Source organism: Halomonas cerina (assembly GCF_014192215.1).
GTDB classification, from domain to species: Bacteria; Pseudomonadota; Gammaproteobacteria; order Pseudomonadales; family Halomonadaceae; genus Halomonas; species Halomonas cerina.
Genome location: NZ_JACHXP010000003.1, coordinates 166,484 through 192,934, shown reverse-complemented (window position 1 = coordinate 192,934; position 26,451 = coordinate 166,484). Strand labels below are relative to the sequence as shown.

General features: G+C 68.0%; 25 protein-coding genes. 2 read left to right on the top strand and 23 right to left on the bottom strand.

Annotated elements, in window-relative coordinates:
* Nucleotides 1–139: 139 nt before the first annotated feature.
* From FHR94_RS04270 to yrfG, 6 genes are all read right to left on the bottom strand, one after another.
* Nucleotides 140–2,494 (bottom strand): Tex family protein, encoded by a 2,355-nt coding sequence (locus FHR94_RS04270; protein WP_183324379.1) that lies wholly within the window; start codon nt 2,492–2,494, stop codon nt 140–142.
* 55 nt (nt 2,495–2,549) lie between these two features.
* Nucleotides 2,550–3,047, bottom strand: coding sequence for a peptide-methionine (R)-S-oxide reductase MsrB (gene msrB, locus FHR94_RS04265; protein ID WP_183324378.1), 498 nt, complete (start codon nt 3,045–3,047; stop codon nt 2,550–2,552).
* Nucleotides 3,048–3,183: 136 nt separating this feature from the next.
* Nucleotides 3,184–4,773 (bottom strand): phosphoenolpyruvate carboxykinase, encoded by a 1,590-nt coding sequence (locus FHR94_RS04260; protein WP_183324377.1) that lies wholly within the window; start codon nt 4,771–4,773, stop codon nt 3,184–3,186.
* Nucleotides 4,774–5,040: 267 nt separating this feature from the next.
* On the bottom strand, nt 5,041–5,916 hold the full coding sequence (gene hslO, locus FHR94_RS04255; RefSeq protein ID WP_183324376.1) for an Hsp33 family molecular chaperone HslO: 876 nt from the start codon (nt 5,914–5,916) through the stop codon (nt 5,041–5,043).
* Between the two features lie 82 nt (nt 5,917–5,998).
* Nucleotides 5,999–6,379, bottom strand: coding sequence for an RNA-binding S4 domain-containing protein (locus FHR94_RS04250; protein ID WP_183324375.1), 381 nt, complete (start codon nt 6,377–6,379; stop codon nt 5,999–6,001).
* Nucleotides 6,372–7,052, bottom strand: a complete 681-nt coding sequence (yrfG, locus tag FHR94_RS04245) for a GMP/IMP nucleotidase (RefSeq protein ID WP_183324374.1) — start codon at nt 7,050–7,052, stop codon at nt 6,372–6,374. Before yrfG ends, FHR94_RS04250 begins: the two co-directional genes overlap by 8 nt.
* Nucleotides 7,053–7,370: 318 nt before the next feature.
* On the opposite strand from yrfG, the gene nudE reads away from it, so the two are divergent.
* On the top strand, nt 7,371–7,967 hold the full coding sequence (nudE, locus tag FHR94_RS04240; protein ID WP_183324373.1) for an ADP compounds hydrolase NudE: 597 nt from the start codon (nt 7,371–7,373) through the stop codon (nt 7,965–7,967).
* Nucleotides 7,968–7,983: 16 nt separating this feature from the next.
* Here nudE and FHR94_RS04235 read toward each other — a convergent pair whose 3' ends face one another.
* The 13 genes from FHR94_RS04235 to FHR94_RS04175 all read right to left on the bottom strand — a co-directional run bounded on the left by FHR94_RS04235 (nt 7,984) and on the right by FHR94_RS04175 (nt 21,225).
* Nucleotides 7,984–9,078: an oxidoreductase gene (locus FHR94_RS04235; protein ID WP_183324372.1), complete on the bottom strand. Its 1,095-nt coding sequence runs from the start codon at nt 9,076–9,078 to the stop codon at nt 7,984–7,986.
* A 73-nt stretch (nt 9,079–9,151) separates the two neighbouring features.
* Nucleotides 9,152–10,996 carry a dihydroxy-acid dehydratase gene (ilvD, locus tag FHR94_RS04230; RefSeq protein WP_183324371.1) on the bottom strand — a complete coding sequence of 615 codons (1,845 nt, stop codon included), beginning with the start codon at nt 10,994–10,996 and terminating at the stop codon, nt 9,152–9,154.
* Between the two features lie 15 nt (nt 10,997–11,011).
* Nucleotides 11,012–11,227 (bottom strand): hypothetical protein, encoded by a 216-nt coding sequence (locus FHR94_RS04225; RefSeq protein WP_183324370.1) that lies wholly within the window; start codon nt 11,225–11,227, stop codon nt 11,012–11,014.
* Between the two features lie 71 nt (nt 11,228–11,298).
* The gene (gene lon, locus FHR94_RS04220; RefSeq protein WP_425485354.1) at nt 11,299–13,767 is read right to left on the bottom strand and encodes an endopeptidase La; all 2,469 of its coding nucleotides are present in this window, start codon (nt 13,765–13,767) and stop codon (nt 11,299–11,301) included.
* Between the two features lie 55 nt (nt 13,768–13,822).
* Nucleotides 13,823–15,073 carry a DUF945 family protein gene (locus tag FHR94_RS04215; protein ID WP_183324369.1) on the bottom strand — a complete coding sequence of 417 codons (1,251 nt, stop codon included), beginning with the start codon at nt 15,071–15,073 and terminating at the stop codon, nt 13,823–13,825.
* Nucleotides 15,074–15,113: 40 nt separating this feature from the next.
* Nucleotides 15,114–15,587 carry a phosphatidylglycerophosphatase A family protein gene (locus tag FHR94_RS04210; protein WP_183324368.1) on the bottom strand — a complete coding sequence of 158 codons (474 nt, stop codon included), beginning with the start codon at nt 15,585–15,587 and terminating at the stop codon, nt 15,114–15,116.
* Entirely contained in the window at nt 15,584–16,537 is a 954-nt protein-coding gene (thiL, locus tag FHR94_RS04205) for a thiamine-phosphate kinase (RefSeq protein ID WP_183324367.1), read from the bottom strand. The genes FHR94_RS04210 and thiL overlap by 4 nt, the downstream gene beginning before the upstream one ends.
* A 13-nt stretch (nt 16,538–16,550) precedes the next feature.
* Complete coding sequence (gene nusB / locus FHR94_RS04200; protein WP_183324366.1) at nt 16,551–17,054, bottom strand: transcription antitermination factor NusB; 504 nt, start codon at nt 17,052–17,054, stop codon at nt 16,551–16,553.
* Complete coding sequence (gene ribH / locus FHR94_RS04195) at nt 17,051–17,545, bottom strand: 6,7-dimethyl-8-ribityllumazine synthase (protein ID WP_183324365.1); 495 nt, start codon at nt 17,543–17,545, stop codon at nt 17,051–17,053. Before ribH ends, nusB begins: the two co-directional genes overlap by 4 nt.
* Nucleotides 17,546–17,629: 84 nt before the next feature.
* Nucleotides 17,630–18,805, bottom strand: a complete 1,176-nt coding sequence (gene ribBA / locus FHR94_RS04190) for a bifunctional 3,4-dihydroxy-2-butanone-4-phosphate synthase/GTP cyclohydrolase II (RefSeq protein ID WP_183324364.1) — start codon at nt 18,803–18,805, stop codon at nt 17,630–17,632.
* Nucleotides 18,806–19,022: 217 nt separating this feature from the next.
* Nucleotides 19,023–20,120, bottom strand: a complete 1,098-nt coding sequence (gene ribD / locus FHR94_RS04185; protein ID WP_246389819.1) for a bifunctional diaminohydroxyphosphoribosylaminopyrimidine deaminase/5-amino-6-(5-phosphoribosylamino)uracil reductase RibD — start codon at nt 20,118–20,120, stop codon at nt 19,023–19,025.
* 26 nt (nt 20,121–20,146) lie between these two features.
* Nucleotides 20,147–20,635: a transcriptional regulator NrdR gene (gene nrdR / locus FHR94_RS04180; protein WP_183324362.1), complete on the bottom strand. Its 489-nt coding sequence runs from the start codon at nt 20,633–20,635 to the stop codon at nt 20,147–20,149.
* Between the two features lie 92 nt (nt 20,636–20,727).
* On the bottom strand, nt 20,728–21,225 hold the full coding sequence (locus tag FHR94_RS04175; RefSeq protein WP_183324361.1) for a copper chaperone PCu(A)C: 498 nt from the start codon (nt 21,223–21,225) through the stop codon (nt 20,728–20,730).
* A gap of 195 nt (nt 21,226–21,420) precedes the next feature.
* On the opposite strand from FHR94_RS04175, the gene dsbG reads away from it, so the two are divergent.
* A complete protein-coding gene (dsbG, locus tag FHR94_RS04170) occupies nt 21,421–22,182 on the top strand; it encodes a thiol:disulfide interchange protein DsbG (protein ID WP_183324360.1) in 762 nt (253 codons plus the stop codon).
* Between the two features lie 150 nt (nt 22,183–22,332).
* Here dsbG and FHR94_RS04165 read toward each other — a convergent pair whose 3' ends face one another.
* From FHR94_RS04165 to FHR94_RS04150, 4 genes are all read right to left on the bottom strand, one after another.
* Nucleotides 22,333–22,752, bottom strand: coding sequence for a DUF6691 family protein (locus FHR94_RS04165; RefSeq protein WP_246389818.1), 420 nt, complete (start codon nt 22,750–22,752; stop codon nt 22,333–22,335).
* Nucleotides 22,749–23,222 carry a YeeE/YedE family protein gene (locus FHR94_RS04160; RefSeq protein WP_221188357.1) on the bottom strand — a complete coding sequence of 158 codons (474 nt, stop codon included), beginning with the start codon at nt 23,220–23,222 and terminating at the stop codon, nt 22,749–22,751. Before FHR94_RS04160 ends, FHR94_RS04165 begins: the two co-directional genes overlap by 4 nt.
* Before the next feature lie 146 nt (nt 23,223–23,368).
* Complete coding sequence (locus tag FHR94_RS04155) at nt 23,369–25,132, bottom strand: SulP family inorganic anion transporter (RefSeq protein WP_183324358.1); 1,764 nt, start codon at nt 25,130–25,132, stop codon at nt 23,369–23,371.
* Nucleotides 25,132–26,418, bottom strand: coding sequence for an NAD(P)/FAD-dependent oxidoreductase (locus tag FHR94_RS04150; RefSeq protein ID WP_183324357.1), 1,287 nt, complete (start codon nt 26,416–26,418; stop codon nt 25,132–25,134). The genes FHR94_RS04155 and FHR94_RS04150 overlap by 1 nt, the downstream gene beginning before the upstream one ends.
* Nucleotides 26,419–26,451: the final 33 nt, after the last annotated feature.

The window sequence follows — 26,451 nt, the reverse complement described above, 5'->3', positions numbered from 1 at the left end:
CCCGCCCGGACCGGCTTCACGGGTTGGTGGTCGGCCGGGTACCGTGGCACCCGGAAAGCGTCAGATTATGGTGGCGGAAGACGGCGATTCAAGCAGCACGGGCTTCGGCAGCCAATCTAACCGTCGCTCGCAGCAATGCTTAGCGCTCGCGCTTGGCCTTGAGCAGGGCCGCGCCCAGGGTGCCGAGCTGGCCCTCGGCCTGGCTCTCCTGCCCCTTCGAGGATCTCCCCTTGTGCGTCGGCTTGCCCGACCGGCTCCGGGGCTCGCCACCGCGACGCGGCTTCTCCTCGCCGGCCTCACTGGGCTGGTCGTCCAGGCGCATGGAGAGTCCGATGCGGCCCCGCGCGATATCCACGCTCATTACCTTGACCTTGACGATATCGCCGGCCTTGACCACCGAGCGGGGGTCCTCGACGAAGCGCTCGGAGAGCGCCGAGATATGCACCAGGCCATCCTGATGCACGCCGATGTCGACGAAGGCACCGAAGTGGGTGACGTTGGTCACGCTGCCCTCGAGGACCATGCCGGGCTCGAGATCCTTGAGGGTCTCGACCCCCTCGCGGAACTCGGCGGCCTTGAACTCGGGGCGTGGGTCGCGGCCGGGCTTGTCGAGCTCGGTGAGGATATCGGTGACGGTGGGCACACCGAAGCGCTCATCGGCGAAGTCGACAGGCTTGAGAGCCTTCAGGGTCGCGCTGTCACCGATCAGGCTGGCCAGGGGACGGCCGCTGGAGCGGGCCATGCGCTCCACCACGGGGTAGGCCTCGGGATGCACGGCGCTGGCATCCAGGGGATTGTCACCGCCCATGATGCGCAAGAAGCCGGCGCACTGCTCATAGGTCTTGGGCCCCAGACGGCTGACATCGAGCAGCTGCCGGCGACTGGCAAAGGCCCCTTCGGCATTGCGGCGGGCGACGATGGCCTCGGCCAGCGCCGGGGATAAGCCGGCGACGCGCGAGAGCAGCGCCGACGAGGCGGTATTGAGATCGACCCCCACGGCATTGACGCAGTCCTCGATCACCGCCTCCAGGCTTCTGGAGAGCTGCACCTGAGAGACATCGTGCTGGTACTGACCCACGCCGATGGACTTGGGCTCGATCTTGACCAGCTCGGCCAACGGATCCTGCAGACGCCGGGCGATGGAGACCGCACCGCGGATGGTGACGTCGAGGTCGGACAGCTCCCGGGCGGCATACTCCGAGGCGGAGTAGACCGAGGCGCCCGCCTCGCTGACCATCACCTTGGCCAGCGTCCGCTTGTCGGCCAGCGCCTTGACCAGCTCACCGGCCAGCTTGTCGGTCTCACGACTGGCGGTGCCGTTGCCCACGGCGATCAGCGCCACGTCGTGTTGCTCCACCAGCCTGGCCAGCTCGGCCAGCGAGGCCGCCCAGGCATTGCGGGGCGCGTGGGGATAGATGGTGGCGTGCGCAAGGAACTGGCCGGTGGCGTCCACCACCGCCACCTTGCAGCCGGTGCGCAAGCCGGGGTCGATGGCCAAAGTCGCCTTCTGCCCCGCAGGGGCGGCCAGCAGCAGGTCCTTGAGATTGGCGGCGAAGACGTCGATGGCCTCTGCCTCGGCGCGCTCACGCAGCCGGCCCATCAACTCGGTCTCGAGGTGGGTATAAAGCTTGACCCGCCAGGTCCAGCGCACCACCTCGACGAGCCAGCGGTCCGCGGCGCGGCCTTCGTCGCGGATGTCGAAATGCCGAGCGATGGCCAGCTGGGCCGGGTGCACCGGTGCCTCCTCCTCGCCGGGCAGGCGCAGGGTCAGCGCCAGCACGCCCTCGTTACGGCCGCGAAACATCGCCAGCGCCCGGTGGGAGGGCACCTTCGCCAGGCGCTCGTCATGCTCGAAGTAGTCGGCAAACTTGGCCCCCTCCTGCTCCTTGCCGGCGATCACCCGGGCACAGAGCTCCCCCTCGCCCCATAGCCGCTCACGCAGCCGACCGACCAGCTCGGCGTCCTCGGCGAAGCGCTCCATGAGGATCTGCTTGGCGCCGTCCAGGGCCGCCTTGGCATCCTCGATGGCCGGGATGTCACCGTCCGCCGCACGCCGATACCGCGCCGCCTCTGCCTCGGGGCTGAGCGTGGGGTCGGCCAGCAGCGACTCGGCCAGGGATTCGAGCCCGGCCTCCCGGGCGATCTGGGCCTTGGTGCGGCGCTTCTTCTTGTAGGGGAGGTAGAGATCCTCCAGGCGCTGCTTGGTGTCGGCGGCGCGGATCTGCCCCTCGAGCTGCGGCGTCAGCTTGCCCTGCTCATCGATGGCGGCGAGGACCGCCGCACGGCGTTCCTCCAGCTCACGCAGGTAGCCCAGACGCTCATGGAGAGACCGCAATTGGGTGTCGTCCAGGCCGCCGGTCACCTCCTTGCGGTAACGGGCGATGAAGGGAACGGTGGCGCCGCCATCGAGCAGCTCCACCGTAGCGGCCACCTGGGGGGCACGAACGCCCAGCTCGTCGGCAAGGCGGGCGATGATCTTGGCTTGTGCGTCCATGAGATCCTTGGCAGTCAGCATCCAGAGAATCGCGACAAGGTATCACAATCATCGTTCAGGTGGGCACGAAGGTAAGCGCCAGGCCATTGTTGCACCAGCGCAGGCCGGTGGGCTCGGGGCCGTCGTCGAAGACATGGCCCTGATGGCCCCCGCAGCGGGCGCAGTGGTACTCGGTGCGGGGAAAGATCAGGAAGTAGTCGACGCTGGTCAGCAGGTGGCCCTCGACGTGGGTAAAAAAGCTCGGCCAGCCGGTGCCCGAATCGTACTTCATGGCACTCTCGAAGAGCCGCAGGTCGCAGCCGGCACAGCGGTACTCGCCGTCTCGCGTCTCCTGGTCCAGCGGGCTGGAAAAGGCTCGCTCGGTGCCTGCCTCGCGCAGGATCTCGAACTGCTCGGGGGTGAGCCGCTCCCGCCATTCGGCTTCGCTGAGTTCAAGCTTCTCCAGGCCCGGTGCCGCTGACAACTCGGGCTTGGGCCGGGCGCTGGCCATGCTCGGCATCAGGCCGACCAACCCTCCTACCCCCAGCAGTCCCAGGAAATTGCGTCGTTTCATGGTCGTTCTCCCGTTTACGGGGACAAGGCTATGTCGCCGCTCACCCCGAGATCCTTACAGCCACGAAACAAGAGGAGGATGCCGCGGCACCCCCTCTCGGACAGGTCTTGGACGCTGGGGTTCGACCCGAGGCGCCTCAGGTCAGGCGGGGACCGGCCTTGACGATGGCCTCGTTGACGCCATCGAACTTCTGGAAGTTGTCGACGAACTTGGCAGCCAGCTCCTTGAGCTTACGGTCATAGGCGGCCTTGTCCTCCCAGGTCTCACGGGGGTCGAGCAGGCGAGACTCGACACCCGGCACGGCGGTCGGTACGTCGAGGTTGAGGCCGTCGATGCGACGGGTCTCGACATCGCGCAGCACACCGGTCTGGATCGCGCTGATGATGGCCCGGGTGGTGGGAATGGAGAAGCGCGCCCCGCCCTCGCCGTAGGCGCCACCGGTCCAGCCGGTATTGACCAGGTAGACCTGGGCGTCCTGCTCGGCGACCCGTTTGATCAGGAGGTCGGCGTACTCGCGAGCCGGGCGCGGGAAGAAAGGGGCCCCGAAACAGGTCGAGAAGGTTGTCTCGAGGCCGGCGGAGGAGCCCATCTCGGTGGAGCCCACCTTGGCGGTATAGCCGGAGAGGAAGTGATAGGCCGCCGCCTCCTTGGAGAGGACGGAGACCGGCGGCAGCACCCCCGACATGTCGCAGGTCAAAAAGACGATGGCGTTGGGCTCGCCGGCACGATTCTCGGACACGCGCTTCTCGACATGCTCCAGCGGGTAGGCGGCACGGGAGTTCTGGGTCAGGCTGTCGTTGGCGTAGTCGGGCTCGCGACGATCGTCGAGGACCACGTTCTCCAGCACGGTGCCGAACCGGATGGCGTTCCAGATGATCGGCTCATTCTTCTCGGAGAGATCGATGCACTTGGCGTAGCAGCCACCCTCGATGTTGAAGACGGTGCCCGGCCCCCAGCCGTGCTCGTCGTCGCCGATCAGAAAGCGCGCAGGGTCGGCGGAGAGCGTGGTCTTACCGGTACCGGAGAGGCCGAAGAACAGGGTGGTCTCGCCATCCTCACCGACGTTGGCACTGCAGTGCATGGGCAGCACATCGGATGCCGGCAGCAGGAAGTTCTGTACCGAGAACATCGCCTTCTTCATCTCGCCGGCGTAGCGCATGCCGGCGATCAGCACCTTCTTCTGAGCGAAGTCGAGGATCACGCAGCCGTCGCTGTGGGTGCCATCACGGACCGGATCGCACGCAAACCCGGGGGCATTGAGGATGGACCACTCGTCCTTGACGGCGGGGTTGTAGGTCCCGGGGCGCACGAACAGGGTGCGACCGAACAGGTTGTGCCAGGCGGTCTCGGTGGTGACACGCACCGGCAGGTAGTGGGCCGGATCGCTGCCCACGTGCAGCTCAGAGACATAGCGCTCGCGCTCGGCCAGGTAGTCATCGACTCGCGCCCACAGGGCATTGAATCGGGCCGCCTCGAAGGGCTGGTTGACGCTGCCCCAGTCGATCTGACCGCTGGTGGTCGGCTCATCGACAATGAAGCGATCCTTGGGTGAGCGGCCGGTGCGTACACCGGTGTTCACCACCAGGGCCCCGTTCGCGGCCAGGCGACCTTCGCCGTTCACCACGGCACGCTCGATCAGCTCGGCGCTGCTGAGGTTGACATGGGCCTTGGCGGAGGCGGCGTGCTGCGTGCTGGCAGCCTGGGAAGCGGCTTGGGTCATGGTCATGTTGTGTCCTGGGCCTTGCGGCCTTTGTCTCTCGTTTGGCTGGCGTCGGAGACGCGCTGTCGTGTCATGCCGTTGATCGCCGCTGCGGTTGTCCCGTCTTGTCGTCGATAGCGATCAACTCCGTGAGTCGGCTGCATTATGGCAAAAACCCGGCCCCTGGGAAACGCCGTCGATGACCGAAGTTCTTGTAGTTTTTCTACTACATACCCCCTACTTCGCGGCCGTTCGCCACAGCAACATGATGCGTTGCAGCACAGTCCGATGGCGTCAATGCAGGGTCGGGGGTGCTCCGTCGGGAGCCGCCAGCATCGCCTCGACTTCGGCCGCCGGAAAATGATAGCGGGTATGGCAGAAATGGCACTGGATGTCGACGCTGCCCTGCTCGGCGAGGATATCGCGCAACTCCGCCTCCCCGAGGGTCAATAGCGACGAGGCGATGCGCTCCCGGGAGCAGGTGCATCCGAAGCGCAGGGCCTTGGGTTCGAAGATCCTCACGGTCTCCTCGTGATAGAGGCGGACCAGCAGCTCGCGCGGTGGCAGGCCGAGCAGTTCCTCGGCCGTCACGGTCTCGGCCAGGTGCACGGTGCGCGCCCAGGCATCGGCATCTTGGTTATGCGACTCATCGGGCAGACGCTGCAGCAGCAGTCCGCCGGCACGCACCTCATCGGCGGCCAGCCAGAGCCGCGTAGGCAGCTGCTCGGACTGGGAGAAGTAGGCCTCCAGACAACCGGCCAGGCTATCATGGTCGAGGGCCACCACGCCCTGATAGCGTTGCCCTCCGCGGGGGTCGAGGGTGATCATGATGCGACCCTCGCCCACCAGGTCGCGGAAACGGCTGTCCTCGGCGGGAATCGCGGCGTCCTCGTCCAGCCGGGCGATGGCCCGAAGCTCGCCACCGGGGTTGGACTCGGCCATCAGCAGTGACAGGGCCCCCTGCCCTCGCACCTCGATGCTCAGGGTGCCGTCGAGCTTGACGGTATCGGTGAGCAGGGCCACGGCCGCCAGCAACTCACCGAGCAGATGTGACACGGCCGCCGGATACTCGTGGCGCGCCAGGACCTCGGCATGGGCCTTCTCGAGGGACACGATCTCGCCACGCACGTTGGTGCGCTCGAAGAGGAAACGCTGGATCTGGTCGTTCATGGTGCTTGCCTGAATTAAGTGGTAAGAGAGAAGACGGAAGAAGGAAGGGGTGGATCTCCCTGTTCTCTTCCCTCTTATGTCTTCATTCCCCCCGCTGGAAGCGCTTGATCTCGCGACGCTGCTTCTTGTCGGGGCGCTTGAGCGGATGCTGCATGGCCTGATTGGCCTGGCGGCGGCTCTCGGCCTCCTGGGCCCTGCGCGCTTCGCTCTCGGCGGTCTCGCGATAGAGCTCGCGCGCCTCGGGGGCGCCGCGACGCTGTTCGGACAGCGCCACCACCTCGACCTCCCAGATATCCCAGCCTTGGGGCACGCGGATCACCGCCCCCACCTCGACGGTCTTGCTGGTCTTGGCCCGGGCGCCGTTGTAGTGCACCTTGCCGCCCTCGATCGCCTTCTTGGCCAGCTGGCGGGTCTTGAAGAAGCGCGCCGCCCACAGCCACTTGTCAAGCCTTACGCTAGTCATGCGCACCTCCCCCGGGCGGCCGAGTGTCGGGGAGGAGGGCCGCGAAACGGTCCAGGGCGATGAACTCCTCCAGTTCGCGCTCCGGCCGCCGACTGTCGGGCCGCTTGATACCCAGCAGGTGGCGGATGCCGAACTCCCGGGCACTCTCCAGCACCGCCGGGTTGTCATCGATGAATAGGGTGCGGGCCGGGTCGAAGGGCTCGACCTCCTGCAGGGCGAACCAGAATTCCTGGGCCTCCTTGGGCACGCCCAAGTCGGCCGAGGAGACGATGGCGTCCAGGTAGTCTTCGAGACCGGTTAACGGCAGCTTGAGCTCGAGGCTGGCTCGGTCGGCATTGGTGGCCAGCACCACCCGAGGATGGGCCTGTTTGAGCCATGTCAGGAAGTCCAGGGCGTCACCACGCAAGCCGATGAGGTGCTGAACCTCGCGCTTGAGGGCCAGCACGTCGACCCCTAGTTCACGGCTCCAGTAGGCCAGGCTGTACCAGTTGAGGGTGCCCTGCTCGCGAAGGATCCGCGAACGCACTTCCTGCTGAGTGGCCTCGTCCAGCCGATGCAGCTCCACGTAGCGACGTGGCAGGTGCTCGAGCCAGAAGTGGCTGTCGAAGTGCAGATCCAGCAGGGTACCGTCCATGTCCAGCAGGACGGTGTCGATGGCGCGCCAGTCGATCATCGAGATCCTTTCCAGGGCAGTCGTCAGGGGCAGCGCGATGGCGCCTCCAGGGGAATGGACGTGATAGTGTAACCAATCGATGTCGGCGACGCATTCCGCCGCCTAGTCCGCTAAGGGCTATCGCCATTACGCAAAGCGAGGGGCGCTGGGGGCAAGCCGAAGAGGAGGTCCTACGCCAGGGATGGCGTCGGTAGCGCCCAGGGATGGGGTTACAGCGCCTCCTCATAGGTTTGTCGCCAGACCAGCGCCGAGCGATGGAAGCTATCTGCGATAGCCCTGCTAGTCCGCTATCCCTGGCCCTTACCGACGGGAGTGACCATGTCCGACCCCAGCTCGTACCAGCCCCGGCACAAGCCCCATATCCTTTCGCGCCGCAGCGTGGCCAGAAGCCGTCTCTTCCATATCGAGGCGCTGGACCTGCGCTTCGCCAACGGGGAGGAACGTACCTTCGAGCGTCTGACCGGCACCGGCCAGGGCATCGGTGCAGTGATGATCGTGGCGATGCCCGACCCGGAGCATGTGCTGCTGATCCGCGAGTATGCGGCCGGCTTCGAGGACTACGTGCTGACCCTACCCAAGGGCCTGATCGATCCTGGCGAGGACATGGTCACGGCGGCCAACCGGGAACTGATGGAGGAGTGCGGCTTCGGAGCCAACCGGATCCGGCCGCTGATCGAGCTCTCGCTGGCCCCCAACTACATGCGCCATCGCATGCAGGTGATGCTGGCCACCGACCTCTACGCGAAGCGCCTGCCCGGCGACGAGCCGGAGCCCTTGATCGTCGAGACTCATGCCATCGACGAGCTCCCTGCCCTGCTAGCAAGGGAGGACTTCCACGAAGCCCGGGCCATCGCCGCCCTCTACATCGCCCGGGATACTCTACGAACCGAGCAGCCCGACACCTCGCTGTGGTGACGGCGCCCCGACAGGCTCAGGCGCGGGGGTGCAGGCGCCGCCGGCCGGCACCGCCGCCCTCCTTGAGCCTGACCCAGCGGCCCTGCCGATAGCTGTCGAGCCCGGCCTCGAGCAGGGACATGACCTCCAGCGCCTCCTCGCAGGTCACCGGCGGGGGCGTCCCCTTCAGCAGGGCCGCGGCGATACCGGCATAGAAGACCGTGTAGTCGCCCGGCACGCCAAGGGTCTCCTGGCCGACCAGCGACACCTCGTCGCCGGTGCCCTCGTCGAGGGTCAGAAAGCCCGGCTGGGAGTCGACCCCCCACGCCGGTTCCGGCACCTGCCCGGCGCCCAGCCAGGCCTCCTGGGGGTCGAGCCCGTACTTGACGAAGCTGCCGCGCGTGCCGTGAACCCGGAAGCGCGGGGTCGGCTCGGCCACCAGCGCGCTGGCCCCGAGGATCACCCGCAGACGGTCGTACTCCAGCATGGCGAGGAAGTCGTCGTCGACCTGGGCACCGTCGCGGAAGGTGGCCAGCTCGAGCAGGATCGCCCTGGGCATGCCGAACAGCTCACGGGCCTGGTCAAGCAGGTGAGGACCGAGATCGTACCAGATGCCTCCCCCCGGTCGGGGATGGTCGCGCCACTGCCCGGCGACCCGTGGCTGGAAACGGTCGAAGCGCGACTCCAGCACCACCACCCGTCCCAGGGTCTGCGCCTCGAGCACCCCCTTCAGGGTCAAAAAGTCGCTGTCCCAGCGGCGATTGTGGAAGACGCTGAGCAGTCGGTCGGCCCGGTCGGCCTGGGCCTTGAGCAGGCGCGCTTCGGAAAGCGATACCGTGAAGGGCTTGTCCAGCACCACATGCTTGCCGGCATTGAGCGCGGCCTTGGCCATCGGGAAGTGCAACTCGTTGGGCGTGGCGATCACCACCAGGTCGATGTCGCGTCGTGCCAGGAGCAACGGCAACCGGGACAAGACCTCGACCTCGGGGAAGTCCGCCTGGACCCGACTGGCATCGCCGGTCACCACCACCGTGAGCTCAAGACCGGGGGCCGCCTGGATCAGGGGGGCATGGAAGGTGCGGCCGGCCATGCCATAACCGACCAGGCCGACGCTGAGGGTCTGTGTCTTCATGAGAAAAGGCATCCCTGCGGGTGGTCACGGGCCCCGACCGGCGGCCGGGGCACTCTGGCGGCCAGGCCGCCGCCTAGTCGAGCTTGTCGAGGTCGCGCACCGCGCCCTTGTCGGCGGAGGTGGCGAGCAACGCATAGGCCTTGAGGGCCGCCGAGACCCGACGGTCGCGCCGGATGCTCGGCTTCCAGGCATCCGCTCCCTTCGCCTGCATCGCCTCACGGCGGGCCGCCAGCTCGGCATCGGAGAGCTTGATGTCGATGGTGCGGGCCGGGATATCGATATGAATGATATCGCCGCTCTCCACCAGGCCGATGGCCCCACCCGCGGCGGCCTCCGGGGAGACGTGGCCGATGGAGAGTCCCGAGGTGCCGCCGGAGAAGCGCCCGTCGGTGAGCAGCGCGCACGCCTTGCCCAGGCCCTTGGACTTCAGATAGCTGGTCGGGTAGAGCATCTCCTGCATGCCCGGCCCGCCCTTGGGCCCCTCGTAGCGGATCACGACCACCTCGCCCTCGGCCACCTGGCCCTCGAGGATGTGTGCCACCGCCTGGTCCTGGGACTCCACCACATGGGCCGGCCCCTCGAAGATCAGGATCGACTCGTCGACGCCGGCGGTCTTCACCACGCAGCCGTCCCGGGCGATGTTGCCCTTGAGCACGGCGAGGCCGCCCTCCTTCGAGAAGGCATGCGCCAGGTCGCGAATACAGCCGGTGGCGCGGTCACCGTCGAGGCTCGGCCAGCGGGCGTTCTGGGAGAACGCCACCTGGGTGGGCACGCCACCGGGACCGGCGCGGAAGAATTCCACCACTTCGGCGCTCGGCGCGCGCATGATGTCCCACTCCTCGAGCGCCGCGGCCAGGCTGTCGCCGTAGACGGTGGGCACCCGGGTATCCAGCACCCCGGCGCGGTCCAGCTCGCCGAGGATCGCCATGATGCCGCCGGCTCGGTGAACGTCCTCGATATGGTACTTCTGGGTGTTGGGCGCCACCTTACACAGCTGGGGCACCTCCCGGGACAACCGGTCGATGTCGGTCATGGTGAAGTCGACGCCGGCTTCCTGGGCGGCGGCCAGCAGGTGCAGGATGGTGTTGGTGGAGCCGCCCATGGCGATGTCCAGGGTCATGGCGTTCTTGAAGGCCGCCTTGGCGCCGATGGCCCGGGGCAGCAGGTGCGCCTCGTCCCCCTCGTAGACGCGCTTGGCCAGCTCGACGATGCGCGCGCCGGCGGTCTCGAACAGCCGGCGGCGATCGGCGTGGGTGGCTACCACGGTGCCGTTGCCCGGTAGCGCCAGGCCCAGCGCCTCCATCAAGCAGTTCATGGAGTTGGCGGTGAACATGCCGGAGCAGGAGCCGCAGGTGGGGCAGGCGCTGCGCTCCACCTCGGCCAGGGTCTCGTCGTCGACGCTGTCGTCGGCGGCCATCACCATGGCATCGACCAGGTCGAGGCCGTGGTCGAGCAACTGGGTCTTGCCCGCCTCCATGGGTCCGCCGGAGACGAAGATCACCGGGATGTTGAGACGCATGGCGGCCATCAGCATCCCGGGGGTGATCTTGTCGCAGTTGGATATGCACACCAGGGCATCGGCGCAGTGGGCGTTGACCATGTACTCGACGCTGTCGGCGATCAGGTCGCGGCTGGGCAACGAGTAGAGCATGCCGTCGTGGCCCATGGCGATGCCGTCATCCACGGCGATGGTGTTGAACTCCTTGGCCACCCCGCCGGCCTTCTCGATCTCCCGGGCCACCAGTTGCCCCATGTCCTTCAGGTGCACGTGACCGGGCACGAACTGGGTGAAGGAGTTGGCCACGGCGATGATCGGCTTGTGGAAGTCGTCATCCTGCATGCCGGTGGCGCGCCACAAGGCACGGGCACCGGCCATGTTGCGGCCGGCGGTGGTGGTGCGGGAGCGGTACTCGGGCATGATGTCCTCTTGCTATCACGCCGTCTTCGACGCCCGGGCGTCGCGACGGTCTCGGTGTCCAGGTTGGCCGATGATTCTGGCATGGGCGACGCGACCTTGCCAGACGCCGAGCGCCGAGCGCCGAGCGCCGAGCGCCGAGCGCCGAGCGCCGAGCAAAATGATGCTGCCATCAATGCTGGCGTCAACAAGAAACCGCTCCGGATTCGAGCCGGCGGGGTTTCCCGTTTTCATCCTCGATACCTGCCGCCCGTCACTGAGCAGCTGGGCGCTGGGCGCTTGCAGCTAGGCGCTGCCCGAAGGGCCTACCCGAACACCACCCCGACCACGTCGCGATAGTGCTCGGCGAAGTGCACCGTCATGCCCTCACGGAGAAAGTCCGGTAGCTCGTCATAGTCGCGGCGGTTGGCCTCGGGCAGGATCACCTCGAAGATCTCACTGCGCCGCGCGGCGATCACCTTCTCGCGGATGCCGCCCACCGGCAGCACCTGACCGGTGAGGGTCAGCTCACCGGTCATCGCCAGCGGCCGGCTAATGGCACGGTGCCTGGCCAGCGACAGCAGTGCCGTGGTCATGGTCACCCCGGCGGAGGGGCCGTCCTTGGGCGTAGCGCCTTCCGGCACATGCAGGTGGACGAAGGCGGAGTCGAAGAAGTCGGGGTCTGCGCCGTACTCGCTGAGATGGCCCAGCACGTAGCTGTAGGCGATGCTCGCCGATTCCTTCATGACATCGCCGAGCTGGCCGGTGAGCTTGAAGCCGCGGTCGAGGGCATGCACCTTGCCGGCCTCCACCGAGAGCGTCGCTCCGCCCATGGTGGTCCAGGCCAGGCCGGTGACCACGCCCTCGCCTTTCATCACCTGCTCCTTGCGGAAGGTCGGCGCGCCCAGGTAGTCCTCCAGGTTGTTCACCGATACACGCACCGTCTGCTGACCGCTCTCGAGCAGCTTGACCGCCGCCTTGCGCACGATGCGATGCAGCTGTTTCTCGAGCTGGCGCACCCCAGCTTCCCGGGCATAGCCCTCGATCACTTGGCGCAGCGCCGCCTCGGTGAGGTTGATGCGCTTTCTGGGGATATTGTCGCGCTTAAGTAGCTTGGGCCACAGGTGGTGCCGGGCGATGGCCACCTTCTCCTCGGCGATGTAGCCGGAAAGGCGAATCTGCTCCATGCGATCGAGCAGGGCCGGTGGGAGCGTGTCCAGGGTGTTGGCGGTACACACGAACAGCACCTTGGAGAGGTCCAGGCGCACATCGAGATAGTGGTCGAGGAAGTCGACGTTCTGCTCGGGGTCGAGCACCTCAAGCAGCGCCGAGGCCGGGTCGCCCTGGAAGGACTGCCCCATCTTGTCGACCTCGTCGAGCATGATCACCGGGTTCTCGACCTCGACTTCCTTGATAGCCTGTACCAGCTTGCCGGGCATGGCGCCGATGTAGGTGCGTCGGTGCCCCTTGATTTCAGCCTCGTCGCGCATGCCGCCCACCGAGAAGCGATAGAATTCACGGCCCAGGGCCTCGGCGATAGAGCGCCCCACCGAGGTCTTGCCCACCCCGGGTGGGCCGACGAGCAGCAGGATGGAGCCGCCCACGTCGCCCTTGAATGTCCCCTCGGCAAGGAACTCGACGATGCGCTCCTTGACGTCCTTGAGGCCATCGTGGTCACGGTCCAGCACCTTACGGGCATGCCCCAAGTCGAGCTGGTCCTGGCTGCGCACCCCCCAGGGCATGGCGGTGAGCCAGTCCAGATAGTTGCGGGTGGTGCCGTACTCCGGCGATCCGGTCTCCAGCACCGAGAGCTTATCGAGTTCGTCGTCGATGCGCTCCATGACCCGTTCCGGCACCACGCGTCCCTCGAGCCGCCCCCGGAAGGTATCGACATCGTTCTCGCGGTCGTCCTTGGAGATGCCCAGCTCGCGCTGGATCACCTTGAGCTGTTCACGCAGGAAGAACTCCCGCTGACGCTCCTGCATCTGCGCATTGACCTGCTCGCTGATCTCGCTCTGCAACTGGGCGACGTCGATCTCCTTGCGCAGCAGCGGCAGCACCTTCTGCATGCGGTCCATCACCGGCAGGGTGGCCAGCACATCCTGCAGCTCATGCCCCTTGGCCGAGGTGATGGCGGCGGCGAAGTCGGTCAGCGGGCCCGGCTCGTGGGGGCTGAAGCGGTTGAGGTAGTGCTTGAGTTCCTCGCCGTAGAGCGGGTTGATCGGCAACAGTTCCTTGATGCCGTTGATCATGGCCATGGCGTAGGCACGGGTCTCGTCGTCCTCCACATCCACCGGCTCGCGGGGATAGCTAACCTCCACCAGGTAGGGTGGCTTGCGCGACAGCCAGCGCTGGATGCGAAAGCGCCGCATGCCCTGGGCAATGAACTGCAGCTGCTGCTCCTCGCCCTGCAGCCGATGCACCTTCACCGCGGTACCGATCTCGGGGAAATCCTCGTGCCCGAGTTCCTCGACCCCCGTCTCGCCGACGAAGGCCAGGCCCACGGTGTGGTGCGGCGTGTTGCCGACGCGGCGAATGGTCTCCTCCCAACGCTGGCGGTTGATCACCAGCGGCTGGACCTGGGCGGGAAAGAAGGGTCGATTGTGAATGGGCAGCAGGTAGATCCGCTCGGGTAGGGAGTCACTGGCCGGCACCACGGCGTGCTGGCCATGCTCACCGGTCTGAGGCTCGAAGCTCGGATCCTCTGCGTCCTCGGTGGCCTGGATCCAGCCCAGTACATCCTGGTCCGGCCGTTGATCGTTGTCGTCGTTCATGCGTTCCTCATCCTGGTGCATGGGCCTCTCCCTCTGACTGCCTTCAGGGATGCGGGCAAGCCCACCGGACTTCAAGTCATCCTTGTGGCAGCAGCCGCCGCGGCATGGGACGCCCGTTGAGATAGACCTTGCCTCCGGCCACGTCGATCTGCAGTTCACCGGTATCCAGCGGGAGCCCCAACCACAGGGCCACCGCGGGTGGTAGTTCCCGCCAGACGGCATCACCGTCCAGGCGTGCCAGCCACTGTGCCTGCTCGGCCGGCTCGTCCAGGGCCAGCGGGTCCAGCGCTTCCAGGTGCCGGGCGTCGAAGATCAGGGTGCCCTCTCCCCGGGCCTTCAGGCCGAGCATCGGACTGTCCAGCGCGATCTCGTGCAGGTCCAGCCGGGGAGAGTCCGCCAGCATGCCGAGCAGGTACGGCTCGAGGTGTGCGATCCGCGTGCGGATCAACAGCACCTCCTCCCCACGGGCCGCCGCCTCCCCCAGCGTATCCAGGGCGGCTCGCAGGGCATCGGCATTGACCCGCGAAAGCTCGCCGACCACACGCCCGGTGAGCAGTGTCTGGCCGGCGGTCACCAGTTTCCCGAGGGTCAACTCGCTGCGTATCCGAAGCTCCTGCTCGTCCAGGGTCGTCTCGCTGTGCAGGACCAGTCCCTCACCATCCAGTGATAGGGCCGGCGAGCGCCAGGCCAGCCGCTCGACCTCGAGCCGGTCCTGCTGGGTGAAGTGCTCCGCCCCGGTGGTATAGGTATAACGGCTCTCCAGGGCGATCGGCCCCGCTGCCAGCGACATCTCACCATCCACTAGGCGCACATGATCGAGCCTCGCCTGGAGGCGCCAATCGCCATAGATCCCATCGACGGAGATGTCCGCGCCGCTGAAGGCGAGCGCGCGTTCGCCTTGACGCAGCAGGAAAGGTGAGAGCCTGAGCTCCCCGGCCAGGGTCTCGGTGAGGACATGGTGACGGGCCTGCCAGCGCGGCGGGGAGGTCGACGGCAGGATCTCGCCGAACAGGGGAACCTGCTCGGCCCCCAGATAGAGCTCCAGCCGCCCATCGACCCGAGTGCTGAGCAGCCCGTGGTGCGCCTCGTAGGGCAGGGCAAACCGCCAGGCCTGACCGAGCAGCGGCCGTAGATAGAGGGTGCCACTGGAGCTGAACCAGCCCCGGTCGATGCGGCTGCGGGTAATGGCGAGCTCACCCCTAGCACGCAGGTCCGCGACCGCCCGGGCCATCTCTCGCTCGAACAGCAGGCTGGCGATGGCCTGGGCCACGGCCCAGGCCATTGCCAGGCCCACCAGGACCGGCACGATCAGTCGTTCCTTGCGCATCCTGCACTCCCTTGCCGTAGCCCGCCCCCGGGAGCCTAGCTCAGTTGAGCCAGAACCACAGGTGCATGGTGCTCCAGCCGTACACCGCGGCCAGCACATCGTCGATCATGATGCCGAAGCCGCCGGCCACCCGCCGGTCCGCCCAACGGATCGGCCAGGGCTTAAAGACATCGAAGACTCGAAAGACCACAAACCCCCACAGGGCCGCCTCCCAGGAGAAGGGCACGGCGGTCATGGTCAGCCAGTAGCCGACGAACTCGTCCCAGACGATACCCGAGTGATCGTGGACCCCCAGGTCCCGGGAGCTCTTGTCACATAGCCAGACCCCCCAGACGAAGGTCACCGCCACCACGGTCAGGTACCAACCCAGTGGCAGCTCGGACATCAGCCAGTAGAAGGGAATCGCCGCCAGGGTGCCGAAGGTGCCCGGGGCGAAGGGCACGGCACCGCTGCCCAGCCCGAAAGCGAGGAAGTGCACCGGGCGGTGCCAGACGCTCTGGGGGGCACGGTTCATGGCGTGTCTCCGGAAAAGTGCTGCCAGCCGGGCATCGCCTCAGCCGCGACCCCGCGCACGCCGCGCTCCGCCGTGATCCGACCGACCAGGCTAAGGGAAAGGCCCAGGTCGGCGAGGCGCCGTCGCGCCTCGGCGAGGCGCGACGGCGGCAGACTGACCAGCAACTCGTAGTCATCCCCACCGCAGAGGGCGGCATGGCGGGCCGCCTCATCGCCCAGCGCCTCGGCCAGCCCTTCGGCCAGCGGCAGCATCTCCGCGTTCAGGTCGGCCCCCACACCGGACGCCTCCAGGACATGGCCCAGGTCCGCCAGCAGGCCATCGGAGATATCGATGGCCGCGCTGGCGAGCCCCCGCAGGGCGAGCCCCGCCGCCAGGCGCGGCAGCGGACGCAGGTAACGGGCGAGCAGCGGGTGGTCGAGGTCGTGTATACCGCGCTGCCAGAGCGCCAGCCCGCCGGCACCGCCGCCCAGGGCGCCGGTCACCGCTAGCCGATCGCCAGGGCGGGCACCGCCGCGGACCAGGGCATCCGCCGGCGACACCTCGCCCATCACGGTGACCCCGATGGCCAACTGGCCGCGAGTGACGTCCCCGCCCACCAGGGTGGTGCCGGTGGCCTCGCAAAGCGCATGGAAGCCGCGGGCGAAAGCCGCCAGCCAGGCGTCATCGGCCTCGGGCAGGGTCAGTGACATCAGGCACCAGCGGGCCCGGGCGCCCATGGCGGCCAGGTCACTGAGGCTGACCGCCAGGGCCCGGTGGCCAATGGCTTCCGCCGGGGCGTCCTCGGGGAAATGCACCCCGGCCACCGAGGTGTCGACGCTGACCGCCAGCCGCTCCCCCGGCGTGGGGACCAGCAGCGTGGCATCATCGCCCACTCCCAGGGCCACCCCGGCCGCCGGCCCCGGTGGCATGGGGGTAAAGAAACGGGAGATCAGCTCGAATTCGCCTTGCATCGGACCCCCGGGGTCAACGGCGACGGGCGGAGACCTCGGCGCCGCGCAGTCTGGCGGCGAGCTTGTCGAGGATGCCGTTGACATACTTGTGGCCGTCGGTCGCCCCGAAGGACTTGGCCAGCTCGACGCCCTCATTGATGACGGCGCGATAGGGTACCTCCAGACGCCGGGACAGCTCATAGGTGCCCAGCCTCAGGATCGCCAGCTCGATGGGATCGAGGTCCTCGAGGCGGCGGTCGAGCAGCGGTGCGAGGCTGGCATCAAGCTCCTCGCGGAAGCGCACCACGTTGTGCAGCAACTCATGGAACAGCGCCAGGTCGGCGATCTCCATGACCTTGTGCCAGTTCTCGTGATCCTCCAGGTCATCGTCGGCCACCTGGCTGCGGAACTCCGCCTCCACGGTGGTGATTGACTTGCCGGTCATCTGCCACTGGTAGAGGCCCTGGACCGCCAGCTCGCGAGCCGCATGCCGCGACTGTTGGGCCCGGGAAGGGGTTCGCGGATGACCGGCACTCATGATTCACCCCCGCTGTCTTCACCGAAGCAGCGCAGCAGCGAGACCATTTCCATGGCCGCCATGGCGGCCTCGGTACCCTTGTTCCCGGCCTTGGTGCCGGCGCGCTCGATGGCCTGCTCGATGGACTCGACGGTCAGCACGCCGTTGGCCACGGGCGTGTCGAACTCCAGCTGAAGGTTGCCCAGGGCCGCATTGCAGCCGCCGGCCACGTACTCGAAATGTGGCGTGCCGCCGCGGATCACCGCGCCCAGAGCGATCACCGCGTCGGGGCGAACCACTTTAAGCACCCGCTTGACCGCCAGCGGCAGCTCCCAGGCGCCAGGCACATGGACGATGTCGATGTTCTCGGCCTCCACCCCGTGGCGCACCAGGCTGTCGACGGCGCCCTCCACCAGACTGTCCACCACATGGTGATTGAAACGGCCGACCACGATCACGTAGCGGCCATCGACGTCGACGAAGCTGCCTTCGACTTGAGAGATCGGTTGCATGGTTTCCTGTCCTGAACAATCCGGTGCTGCTGAATCCGCGGGCCTGGCCGCCGGCCAGACCCGGGGAGGTCGAGAAGGTGACGCTCAGGCGCCCTTCGTCTCCATGGTCGCTTCGTCTGCTGTCTGGCCATCGGGCTCAAGGCGCTCCACCACTTCGAGATCGAAGCCGGAGAGCGCCGAGAACTTCCACGGTGAGCTGAGCAGGCGCATCTTCCCGACGCCAAGGTGACGCAGGATCTGCGACCCGGTGCCAATGGTCAGATAGTTGCCTGCGCCATCGGAGTCACTGGTGCGCGGCGGCCGACGCCGCTCGAGGAATACCTCGAGGTAGTCGAGATAGTCCTGGCGCGGCCGGCCGTCGTCGAGCAGCACGAAGACCCCGTGCTCGGCCCTGGCCACCTCGGCGATGGCCTCCTGGGCGCTCCAGTGGCGATCATCGCCCTGCTGCAGTGCCAGCAGGTCGCGCATCGCGTTGGCCAGGTGCACCCGCACCGTGGTCAGGGCCCCGGGGTGCGGGTGTCCCTTGACCAGGGCCAGGTGGTGGGCGCCCTGAATACGGTCACGGAAGACATGCAGGGTGAGTTCGCCATGGGCGGTCTGCACCGGCATCGACTCCAGCGCCTCGATGGTCTGCTCGTTGTGGATGCGGTAGTGGATGAGGTCGGCGATGGTGCCCATCTTCAGGCCATGCTCGGTGGCGAAGCGCTCGAGCTCGGGCCGGCGGGACATGCTGCCGTCCTCGTTCATGATCTCGCAGATCACGCCGCTGGGGTCCAGGCCGGCCAGCGCCGAGAGGTCGCAGGCCGCCTCGGTATGGCCGGCCCGGCGCAGCACGCCGCCGGGCTCGGCCATCAGCGGGAAGATATGGCCGGGCTGGACGATGTCGGAGGCACGTGCGTCGCGGGCCACGGCGGCCCGCACCGTGCGGGCCCGGTCGGCGGCCGAGATGCCGGTGGTGACGCCCTCGGCAGCCTCGATGGAGAGTGTGAACTTGGTACCGAAGCCGGACCCGTTGTCACGCACCATCAGCGGCAGCTGCAGGCGTTCGCAGCGCTCGCGGGTCATCGGCAGGCAGATCAGCCCCCGGGCATGACGCGCCATGAAGTTGATGTGCGCGGCCTCGACCTTCTCGGCGGCCATGATGATATCGCCTTCGTTCTCGCGATCCTCGTCGTCCATGAGGATCACCATCCGGCCCTGGCGGATGTCTTCGATCAACTCTTCGATGGGAGCCAGGCCCCCGGCGGCGGCGTGCACCATGTCGTCTCCAGTGATTCAGCGTGGCGGCTGTCGCGACGCCGCGACACAGGGGTCGCGATCGGGCGTCGCCCGCCTCGAAACCGCGTCAGGGTACCGTGGCAAGGCGCCGGGCGCCAGTTTGACGTTCGGGCTTCGGGCTTCGGGCTTCGGGCTTCGGGCAGCCTCTGTCTTATCAGGCTGGCTATCAACCGCTCGTGGCTCGTGGCTCGCAGCGCGCCTACCGCGGTCGGGCGGTGATCCGCCAGTCGCGACCCACGGCGCGGATATCGAGGATCTCCACGGGCTTCTGCTGATCCATACGGGTCAGCCCTGGCAGTTCGAACAGCGAACGCGCCTCGCCCCCCAGCAGGGTCGGGGCCACGAACAGCTGCATCTCGTCGACCAAGCCGGCCGCCAGCATGGCCCCCGCCAGGGTCGCCCCGGTCTCCAGCAGCACCTCGTTGGCTTGCTCACGCATGGCCAGATGGTGCAGCAGGGCGCTCAGGTCGACCCGGCCGTCGGGCGCGGCCGGCACCCCCACCACCTCGGCGCCGGCCTCCTCGAGCCGGGCGCGGCGCTCGGCGTCGTGGTCCTCGAGAGTGGCCACCAGGGTACGGCCGGGCTCGCGCAGGCAGGCCGCCGCCAGCGGCAAGCGCAGGCGGGAATCCACCACCACCCGCAGCGGCTGCCGGACGCCGATCGCCTCGGCGTCCGGCAGCTCGAGCTGGTCGGGACGCACGGTGAGCCGGGCATTGTCGAAGATGATCGATTCCACCCCCGTGAGGATGGCGCAGGACCCGGCTCGCAGGCGCTGCACCTCGCGGCGGGCGAGCGGGCCGGTGATCCACTGGGACTCGCCGGAGCGCATGGCCGTGCGGCCATCGAGGCTCATGGCCATCTTCATGCGCACGAAGGGCCGCCCCCGGGCCATGCGCATCACGAAGCCGGGGTTGAGCGTGCGGGCCTCGGCCTCGAGCACGCCCACCTGGACCGGGATGCCGGCCTCGCGCAGCCGCGCGATTCCCTGCCCCGCCACCTGCGGGTTGGGATCCTGCATGGCCACCACCACCCGGGCCACGCCGGCGGTGGCGAGCGCCACGGCGCAGGGCCCGGTCCGCCCCTGGTGAGAGCAGGGCTCCAGGGTGACATAGGCGGTGGCACCACGGGCCGCCTCGCCGGCGGCACGCAGGGCATGGATCTCGGCGTGGGGTTCGCCAGCCCACGCGTGGAAGCCCTCGCCCACCACCCGGTCGGCCTTGACCAACACGCAGCCCACCCGTGGGTTGGGCATGGTGGTGTAGTGGCCGCGGCGCGCCAGGCGCACTGCCTGCGCCATCCAAGCTTCAGGAACCTGTTGCGCCCTCATCGACCCTCTCCGGGGGAATCGGGCTGGAAGCTGGGTTCCTGGGCCAGGCGATCGATTTCGGCGCGGAACTCGTCGATGTCCTGGAAGCGACGATAGACCGAGGCGAAGCGGATATAGGCTACCTGGTCGAGACGTTTTAGGGCCTGCATGACCTCCTTGCCGATGTCACAGGCCTGGATTTCCCGGTCCCCCCGGGCACGCAGGGTCTGACGGATGCGCTCGACGGCGGCCTCGATGGACTCGGCACTGACCGGTCGTTTCTCCAGCGCCCGCAGCATGCCGGCCCGCAGCTTGGCCTCGTCGAACGGCTCTCGGGAACCATCGGACTTGATCACCCGCGGCATCACCAGCTCGGCGGTCTCGTAGGTGGTGAAGCGCTCGCCGCAGGCCGCGCACTGGCGTCGCCGACGCACCTGATCGCCCTCGGCCACCAGGCGGGAATCGGTCACGCGCGTATCATTGGCGCCACAGAAGGGGCAGTGCATGGCGGACATTCCACTTCGCAGGACGGGATGGTCAGCATAGTGTAACGGGTCGAGTCGACAGCGCCCAGCGACGACGGCTTCCCGGGGATCCCTTACCGAGAGGTGGCCTCGGCCCTGGGCGAATGCTTGTCCTCCTCCTGCATGCCCATCGGCTGCACCCGTCTGACCGGTACCTGAAGGGTCAGGCGCTCGCCGTTGTCCAGGCTCAGGGTGAGCTCGACATTTTCGCCCTCAGCCGGAGTAGTGGTCAGTTCGAACATCATCAGGTGCCAGCCGCCGGGTGCCAGGCGGGTGGTTTCCCCCGCCGGCACCGGGATCGCCGCCACCCGGCGCATCTGCATGACCCCTTCCTCCATGGCGTGGCGATGAAGCTCCAGGGTTCCCGCCAGGGGCGAGGAGGCCCCCACCACAGCAAGATCCACCTCGCCCGGGTTGGTCAGCTCCATGAAGGCCGCGGTGGCCGGCGAGCCGGGCGGCACCGCCCGCACCCGGGCCTCGTCGACAATCAGTGACTGGGCGAGCACGACCTGGCCGGTGAGACCGAGTGCCAGAGAGGCGAGAGAGACGGTAGAGGCGCGGGACAGCCGCATAGTGGCACACTCCAGGGGTAAAATTGGACAGCCGGGCATCGTGATGCTCCTTGACCGCCCTCAGCGTATCGCCTTCGGGCAGGTCGCGGGAGGCCGGTGCGACATCCCGCCCCGGTGGCACCGGGGCGAGTAATGCGCCGCCGAGGCTCACATGGCAGGATCGTCCCTTACCCCCCGAGCGAAAGGAAGCCCGACATGCGTTTGCCCTCCCTCCCTGCCGCCGGCCTGCTGGCCTTGGCCGCCCTCCCCCTGTCGCTCGCCGCCCTTGCCGAGTCGCGGCCGGCGCCCCTCCAGGCCCTGGAGACCCAGGGATTGACGGTCCATGGTCGCTTCGCGGCCCCGGGCGGGCTCGACGGCTACGCCGCCAGCGCCAACGGCCAGGCGATGACCGTCTTCGTCACCGCCGACGGCGAACATGCCGTGATCGGTAACCTCGTGGACGCCGAGGGGAACAACCTGTCGGCGGCGCCCCTCGAACGCCTGGTTCGCGCCTCCCAGGAGGCCGAGACCTGGCAGGCCCTGGAGGACAGCGCCTGGATCGCCGACGGCCGCGACGACGCGAAGCGGATCGTCTATGTCTTCACCGACCCCAACTGTCCCTATTGTCGGCGGTTCTGGCAGGCCGCCCGGCCCTGGATCGCGGCTGGCGAGGTCCAGCTGCGCCATGTCATGGTCGGCATCCTCGAACGCGACAGCCCGCGCCTGGCCATCTCGCTACTGGCCGCCGAGGATCCCGCCGCGGCCTTGGCCGCCCACGAACAAGGCGACGCCATTCCCCCCTTGGCGACGCTGCCTCGTCAGCAGGAAGTCAGGCTGCAGGAGAACCACGCCCTGATGGAGAATCTCGGCCTCTATGCCACGCCGGGGCTGGTCTACCGCGACGATGGTCGCCTTGCGACGGCCCAGGGCCTGCCCGACGACGAGCGGATGGTCGAGGTCCTGGGGCCGCGGCCCTGACGCGATCTGCCGGGTGCGCTCGCCGGCTCGCTTATCCGGCCTTGAGCTCGCAGCTCGTGGCTCGCAGCCGTAGGGGAGATAAGCGACAGCGCATCTACCGGTTCCCTCTGGGCAGGATGGTGGGTGCGCTCGCAGGCTCGCTTACCCACCCTACGTTAGCCGCGCTGGGGGCAAGGCCCGGGCCAGGAACCAACCGACGATCATGGCGATGAGCATGGCGGCCAGCGGGGTGGTGAGCCCGACTACGGAGGCGAAGGCCGGGCCGGGACAGTAGCCGGACAGCCCCCAGCCGATGCCGAACAGCGCCGCACCGCCGATCAGACGGCCGTCCAGGTCGCGCCGGGTGGGCACCTGGAAGGCCCCGGCGAACAAGGGGTTGGGCCGACGCATGGCCAGCCGGTAACCGAAGAAGTTGGTGACCACAGCGCCGCCAAGCACGAAGATCAGGGTCGGGTCCCAGGCACCGAAGAGATCGAGGAAGCCCAGCACCCGGGCCGGGTCGGTCATGCCGGACACGGCCAGACCGAGGCCGAACAGCAGCCCGGCAATGTAGGCCATCAGGAATCTCATGCCCCACCTCCGATCAGATGCCGGACCACGAAGACGGTGACGATCGCCGCCACCAGGAAGGTCAGGGTGGCGACCATGGAACGCGGCGACAACCGAGCCAGGCCGCACACGCCGTGGCCGCTGGTGCAACCACTGCCGATGCCGGTGCCGACGCCCACCAGCAGTCCGGCGACGAGCATCAGGGCGACGCCGCCGGCGGGCTCGCCGATCACCTCGCCCGTCACGTCGACGCCGGCACCGGCAACGTTGCCGAGTCCCCTGCCGAGCAGCATCACCACGACGGGGCCGCAGATCAAGCCGAGCAGGAAGGCCAGGCGCCAGGCGCTATCGCCCTTGGGCCGGGCGGTGACCAAGGTGCCGATGATGCCGCTGACCCCGGCGATACGGCCGATGGTGACCATCAGCCAGGTGGCGGATAGGCCGATCAGCACGCCGCCGGCCAGTCCCTGCAGGGATGAACTCCAGTCCATTTTCTCGCTTTCCTCCGGTGTAGATGCCGCAAGTAAATCCGATCGTCGCCATCTGGCATGTACCGCCCCTGATGCAGAGCGGATGTGTAGGGGCGATAAGCGCCAGCGCATCGCCCGCCCCCAGGCTCCATACCAGAACTAATGAATCAGCGAGCTGTACTCGCCTCAGTCACGGGGCACTGCTGTGACAGCTGGCCGTCGTCCTGGCCGTGCAGCGCCTGCCAAGCGTCATAGGTGCTCAGAAACACCCTGCCGGTTATCTCGCGGCAAAATTCGGTGTGCTCCAGACGATCCATTACTGGCCCCTTGACCTCGGCCAGGTGGAGGCAGACACCGGCGTCCTTCAGCCGACTGTTGATGGCTTCCAGGCTCTCCAGCGCCGAGGCGTCGATGACGTTGACCGCCTGGCAGGCCAGCACGATATGGGCCAGGCCCGGCTGGCGGGCCGCCAGGGCCATGACGGTGTCCTCCAGGTAACGGGCATTGGCAAAGTAGAGGCTCTCGTCGACGCGCAGGATGGCCAGGCGCTCGTCGGTCTCCACCGCGTGGCGGCGCACGTTGCGGAAGTGTTCGCTGCCGGGCACCCGGCCCACCACGGCGCTGTGCGGGCGGCTGGTGCGATACAGGTGCAGGCCCAGCGACAGCACGACGCCCCCCAGGATGCCGCTCTCCACACCGTGGACCAGGGTCAGCGCCAGGGTCGCCAGCATCGCCACGCCGTCGGCCCGGGAGTAGGCCCAGGTGCGCTTGATGGCGCGCAGGTCGATCAGGGTGGCCACGGCGACGATGATGGTGGCGGCAAGCGTGGCCTTGGGCAGGTAGGCCAGCGGAGTGGTCAGGGTGAGGGTCGCCACCGCGATACCCAGCGCCGTGAAGGCGCCGGCCAGGGGGGTGGCGGCGCCGGCCTCGAAGTTGACCACCGAGCGGGAGAAGCCGCCGGACACCGGCGAGCCGCCGCTGGTGCCGGCACCGAGATTGGCCAGGCCCAACGCGATCAGCTCCTGGTTGGGGTCGATGCGCTGGCGACGCTTGGCGGCCAGGGTCTGGGCCACCGACACCGACTCCACGAAGCCCACCAGGCTGATCAACACCGCCGCGGGCGCGAGGCTCGACCACAGCCCCGTGTCGAGGCTCGGCAGGGCCAGGCTGGGCAGGCCGCTTGGCACCTCCCCGACCAGGGCGACGCCGCGTTCGCCGAGCCCCAGGCCCCAGGCCAGCAAGGTAGTGACGATCACCGCCGAGACCGGGGCGGCCTTGGCCACCAGATCCGCGGCCGTGGTGGACAACCCCAGGCGCCGCAGCCCCTCCTTGAGATGCCGCCGGCATAGCAGCAGATAGCCCCAGACCCCGCCACCGATGGCCAAGGTGACCGGGTCGACCTGCCCCAGCTGCGACACCAGGGCGGTGACCAGTTCCACCAGGTTATGGCCGGACGCGTCCACCCCGAGGATATGGCGCAGCTGGCTGGCGGCGATCAGGATGCCCGAGGCGGTGACAAAGCCCGAGATCACCGGATGGCTTAGGAAGTTGGCGAGAAACCCCAGGCGCAGCAGGCCCATGGCCACCAGCACCAGCCCGGACAACGCCGCCAGCACCAGGGCCGCCCCCACGTACTCGGCGCTGCCGGGGGCGGCGATGCCGGAGAGCGCCGAGGCGGTCATCAGCGAGGCCACCGCCACCGGCCCCACCGCCAGGGTGGCGCTGGTGCCGAAGACGGCATAGAGCATCAGCGGCAGCATGCTGGCGTAGAGCCCCACCTCCGGCGGCAGGCCGGCCAGCAGGGCGTAGGCCAAGGCCTGGGGCACCAGCATCAGGGTGACGATCACCGCCGCCAGCAGGTCACGAGCCAGGATGTCGCGCTGGTAGCCGTGCAGCCAACCGATCAGGGGAATCCAGCGTGAAGGAATCATCAGCCTCTCGCGGTCTGGGTGTCGTCTCGCTCGGCATGGCGCCGGGCTGGCCGGGCCAGCCATTCGTGTCCCTTGAGCATGCCGTTCCAGTAAAGCCAGGGCAGTTGCTTGGCCTTGAGCCACCAGGCCCGCCGGGTCGCCTGGGTGCCATCGTTGACCCAGCGCGGGAAGGTGGGCTGCAACTGGCCGCCGTAGCCGAACTCGGCCAGCACGATGCGTCCCCGCTCCACGGTCAGCGGGCAAGAGCCGTAGCCCAGATACCCTGCCGGCAGGGGGTTGTCGTCCAGGGAGGCCAACAGGTTCTCGGCCACCACCGGCGCCTGCTTGCGCACCGCCGCGGTGGTCTTGGCGTTGGCCGTGCCGCTGGCATCGCCCAGGCCGAACACCGTCGGATGACGGACGTGCTGCAGGGTCTCGGGGTCCAGGTCCAGCCAGCCGCCGGCATTGGCGAGCCCCGATTCGGCGATAAAGGCCGGCGCCTTCTGCGGCGGTACCACGTGCAGCATGTCGAAGCCTCTCTCCACTTCGCGCTCGCCCTCGGCATCGTTCACGGCGAAACGCGCCGTGCGCGACGGCCCCTCCACCGCCACCAGACGATGGCCGAAGGCCGTCTCGATCCCATAGCGATCGATGTAGCGCTCCAGCGCCGGCACATAGTCGGGCACACCGAACAACACTCCGCCGGCGTTGCAGAAACTCACCTCGATCTCGCCCAAGCGGCCCTGACGCCGCCAGTGATCGCAGGACAGGTACATGGCCTTCTGCGGGGCGCCGGCGCACTTGATGGGCATGGACGGCTGGGTGAACAGCGCCCGGCCCTGCCCCAGCGACTGCACCAGCGACCAGGTATAGGGCGCCAGATCGAAGCGGTAATTGGAGGTCACGCCGTGCTGGCCGAGCGTCGCTTCCAGGCCCTCGATGGCGCCCCAATCGATCACCAGCCCCGGCGCCACGACCAGGCGGGTATAGCCGAGCCGCCGGCCGTCGCCCAGCACCACCTCCTTGGCCGCGGGGTCCACCCGCTGGGCATGGACCGCGTACCAGGTCGCCTTCTCCGGGATGACGTCGGCCATGGGACGGCGGGTGATGGCGGCTGAAAAGACGCCGCCGCCCACCAGGGTCCAGCCAGGCTGGTAATTATGCATCTCGGCGGGCTCGACGATGGCGATATCCAGATCATCGCAGCGCTTCAGCAGGCTCGCGGTCACGGCGATGCCCGCTGCGCCGCCGCCGATCACGACGACGTCGTGTCGGCGGGACGAGGTCTGTGGGGTCGAATGAGGCATGACATGGCTCCAAGGGCGGATTGTCGTTGTTGT

Excerpts from the sequence above, each read along its gene's own strand:
- FHR94_RS04270 (WP_183324379.1), bottom strand. The coding sequence starts at position 2,494 with ATGGACGCACAAGCCAAGATCATCGCCCGCCTTGCCGACGAGCTGGGC.
- msrB (WP_183324378.1), bottom strand. The coding sequence starts at position 3,047 with ATGAAACGACGCAATTTCCTGGGACTGCTGGGGGTAGGAGGGTTGGTC.
- FHR94_RS04260 (WP_183324377.1), bottom strand. The coding sequence starts at position 4,773 with ATGACCATGACCCAAGCCGCTTCCCAGGCTGCCAGCACGCAGCACGCC.
- hslO (WP_183324376.1), bottom strand. The coding sequence starts at position 5,916 with ATGAACGACCAGATCCAGCGTTTCCTCTTCGAGCGCACCAACGTGCGT.
- FHR94_RS04250 (WP_183324375.1), bottom strand. The coding sequence starts at position 6,379 with ATGACTAGCGTAAGGCTTGACAAGTGGCTGTGGGCGGCGCGCTTCTTC.
- yrfG (WP_183324374.1), bottom strand. The coding sequence starts at position 7,052 with ATGATCGACTGGCGCGCCATCGACACCGTCCTGCTGGACATGGACGGT.
- nudE (WP_183324373.1), top strand. The coding sequence starts at position 7,371 with ATGTCCGACCCCAGCTCGTACCAGCCCCGGCACAAGCCCCATATCCTT.
- FHR94_RS04235 (WP_183324372.1), bottom strand. The coding sequence starts at position 9,078 with ATGAAGACACAGACCCTCAGCGTCGGCCTGGTCGGTTATGGCATGGCC.
- ilvD (WP_183324371.1), bottom strand. The coding sequence starts at position 10,996 with ATGCCCGAGTACCGCTCCCGCACCACCACCGCCGGCCGCAACATGGCC.
- FHR94_RS04225 (WP_183324370.1), bottom strand. The coding sequence starts at position 11,227 with ATGAAAACGGGAAACCCCGCCGGCTCGAATCCGGAGCGGTTTCTTGTT.
- lon (WP_425485354.1), bottom strand. The coding sequence starts at position 13,767 with ATGCACCAGGATGAGGAACGCATGAACGACGACAACGATCAACGGCCG.
- FHR94_RS04215 (WP_183324369.1), bottom strand. The coding sequence starts at position 15,073 with ATGCGCAAGGAACGACTGATCGTGCCGGTCCTGGTGGGCCTGGCAATG.
- FHR94_RS04210 (WP_183324368.1), bottom strand. The coding sequence starts at position 15,587 with ATGAACCGTGCCCCCCAGAGCGTCTGGCACCGCCCGGTGCACTTCCTC.
- thiL (WP_183324367.1), bottom strand. The coding sequence starts at position 16,537 with ATGCAAGGCGAATTCGAGCTGATCTCCCGTTTCTTTACCCCCATGCCA.
- nusB (WP_183324366.1), bottom strand. The coding sequence starts at position 17,054 with ATGAGTGCCGGTCATCCGCGAACCCCTTCCCGGGCCCAACAGTCGCGG.
- ribH (WP_183324365.1), bottom strand. The coding sequence starts at position 17,545 with ATGCAACCGATCTCTCAAGTCGAAGGCAGCTTCGTCGACGTCGATGGC.
- ribBA (WP_183324364.1), bottom strand. The coding sequence starts at position 18,805 with ATGGTGCACGCCGCCGCCGGGGGCCTGGCTCCCATCGAAGAGTTGATC.
- ribD (WP_246389819.1), bottom strand. The coding sequence starts at position 20,120 with ATGGCGCAGGCAGTGCGCCTGGCGCGCCGCGGCCACTACACCACCATG.
- nrdR (WP_183324362.1), bottom strand. The coding sequence starts at position 20,635 with ATGCACTGCCCCTTCTGTGGCGCCAATGATACGCGCGTGACCGATTCC.
- FHR94_RS04175 (WP_183324361.1), bottom strand. The coding sequence starts at position 21,225 with ATGCGGCTGTCCCGCGCCTCTACCGTCTCTCTCGCCTCTCTGGCACTC.
- dsbG (WP_183324360.1), top strand. The coding sequence starts at position 21,421 with ATGCGTTTGCCCTCCCTCCCTGCCGCCGGCCTGCTGGCCTTGGCCGCC.
- FHR94_RS04165 (WP_246389818.1), bottom strand. The coding sequence starts at position 22,752 with ATGAGATTCCTGATGGCCTACATTGCCGGGCTGCTGTTCGGCCTCGGT.
- FHR94_RS04160 (WP_221188357.1), bottom strand. The coding sequence starts at position 23,222 with ATGGACTGGAGTTCATCCCTGCAGGGACTGGCCGGCGGCGTGCTGATC.
- FHR94_RS04155 (WP_183324358.1), bottom strand. The coding sequence starts at position 25,132 with ATGATTCCTTCACGCTGGATTCCCCTGATCGGTTGGCTGCACGGCTAC.
- FHR94_RS04150 (WP_183324357.1), bottom strand. The coding sequence starts at position 26,418 with ATGCCTCATTCGACCCCACAGACCTCGTCCCGCCGACACGACGTCGTC.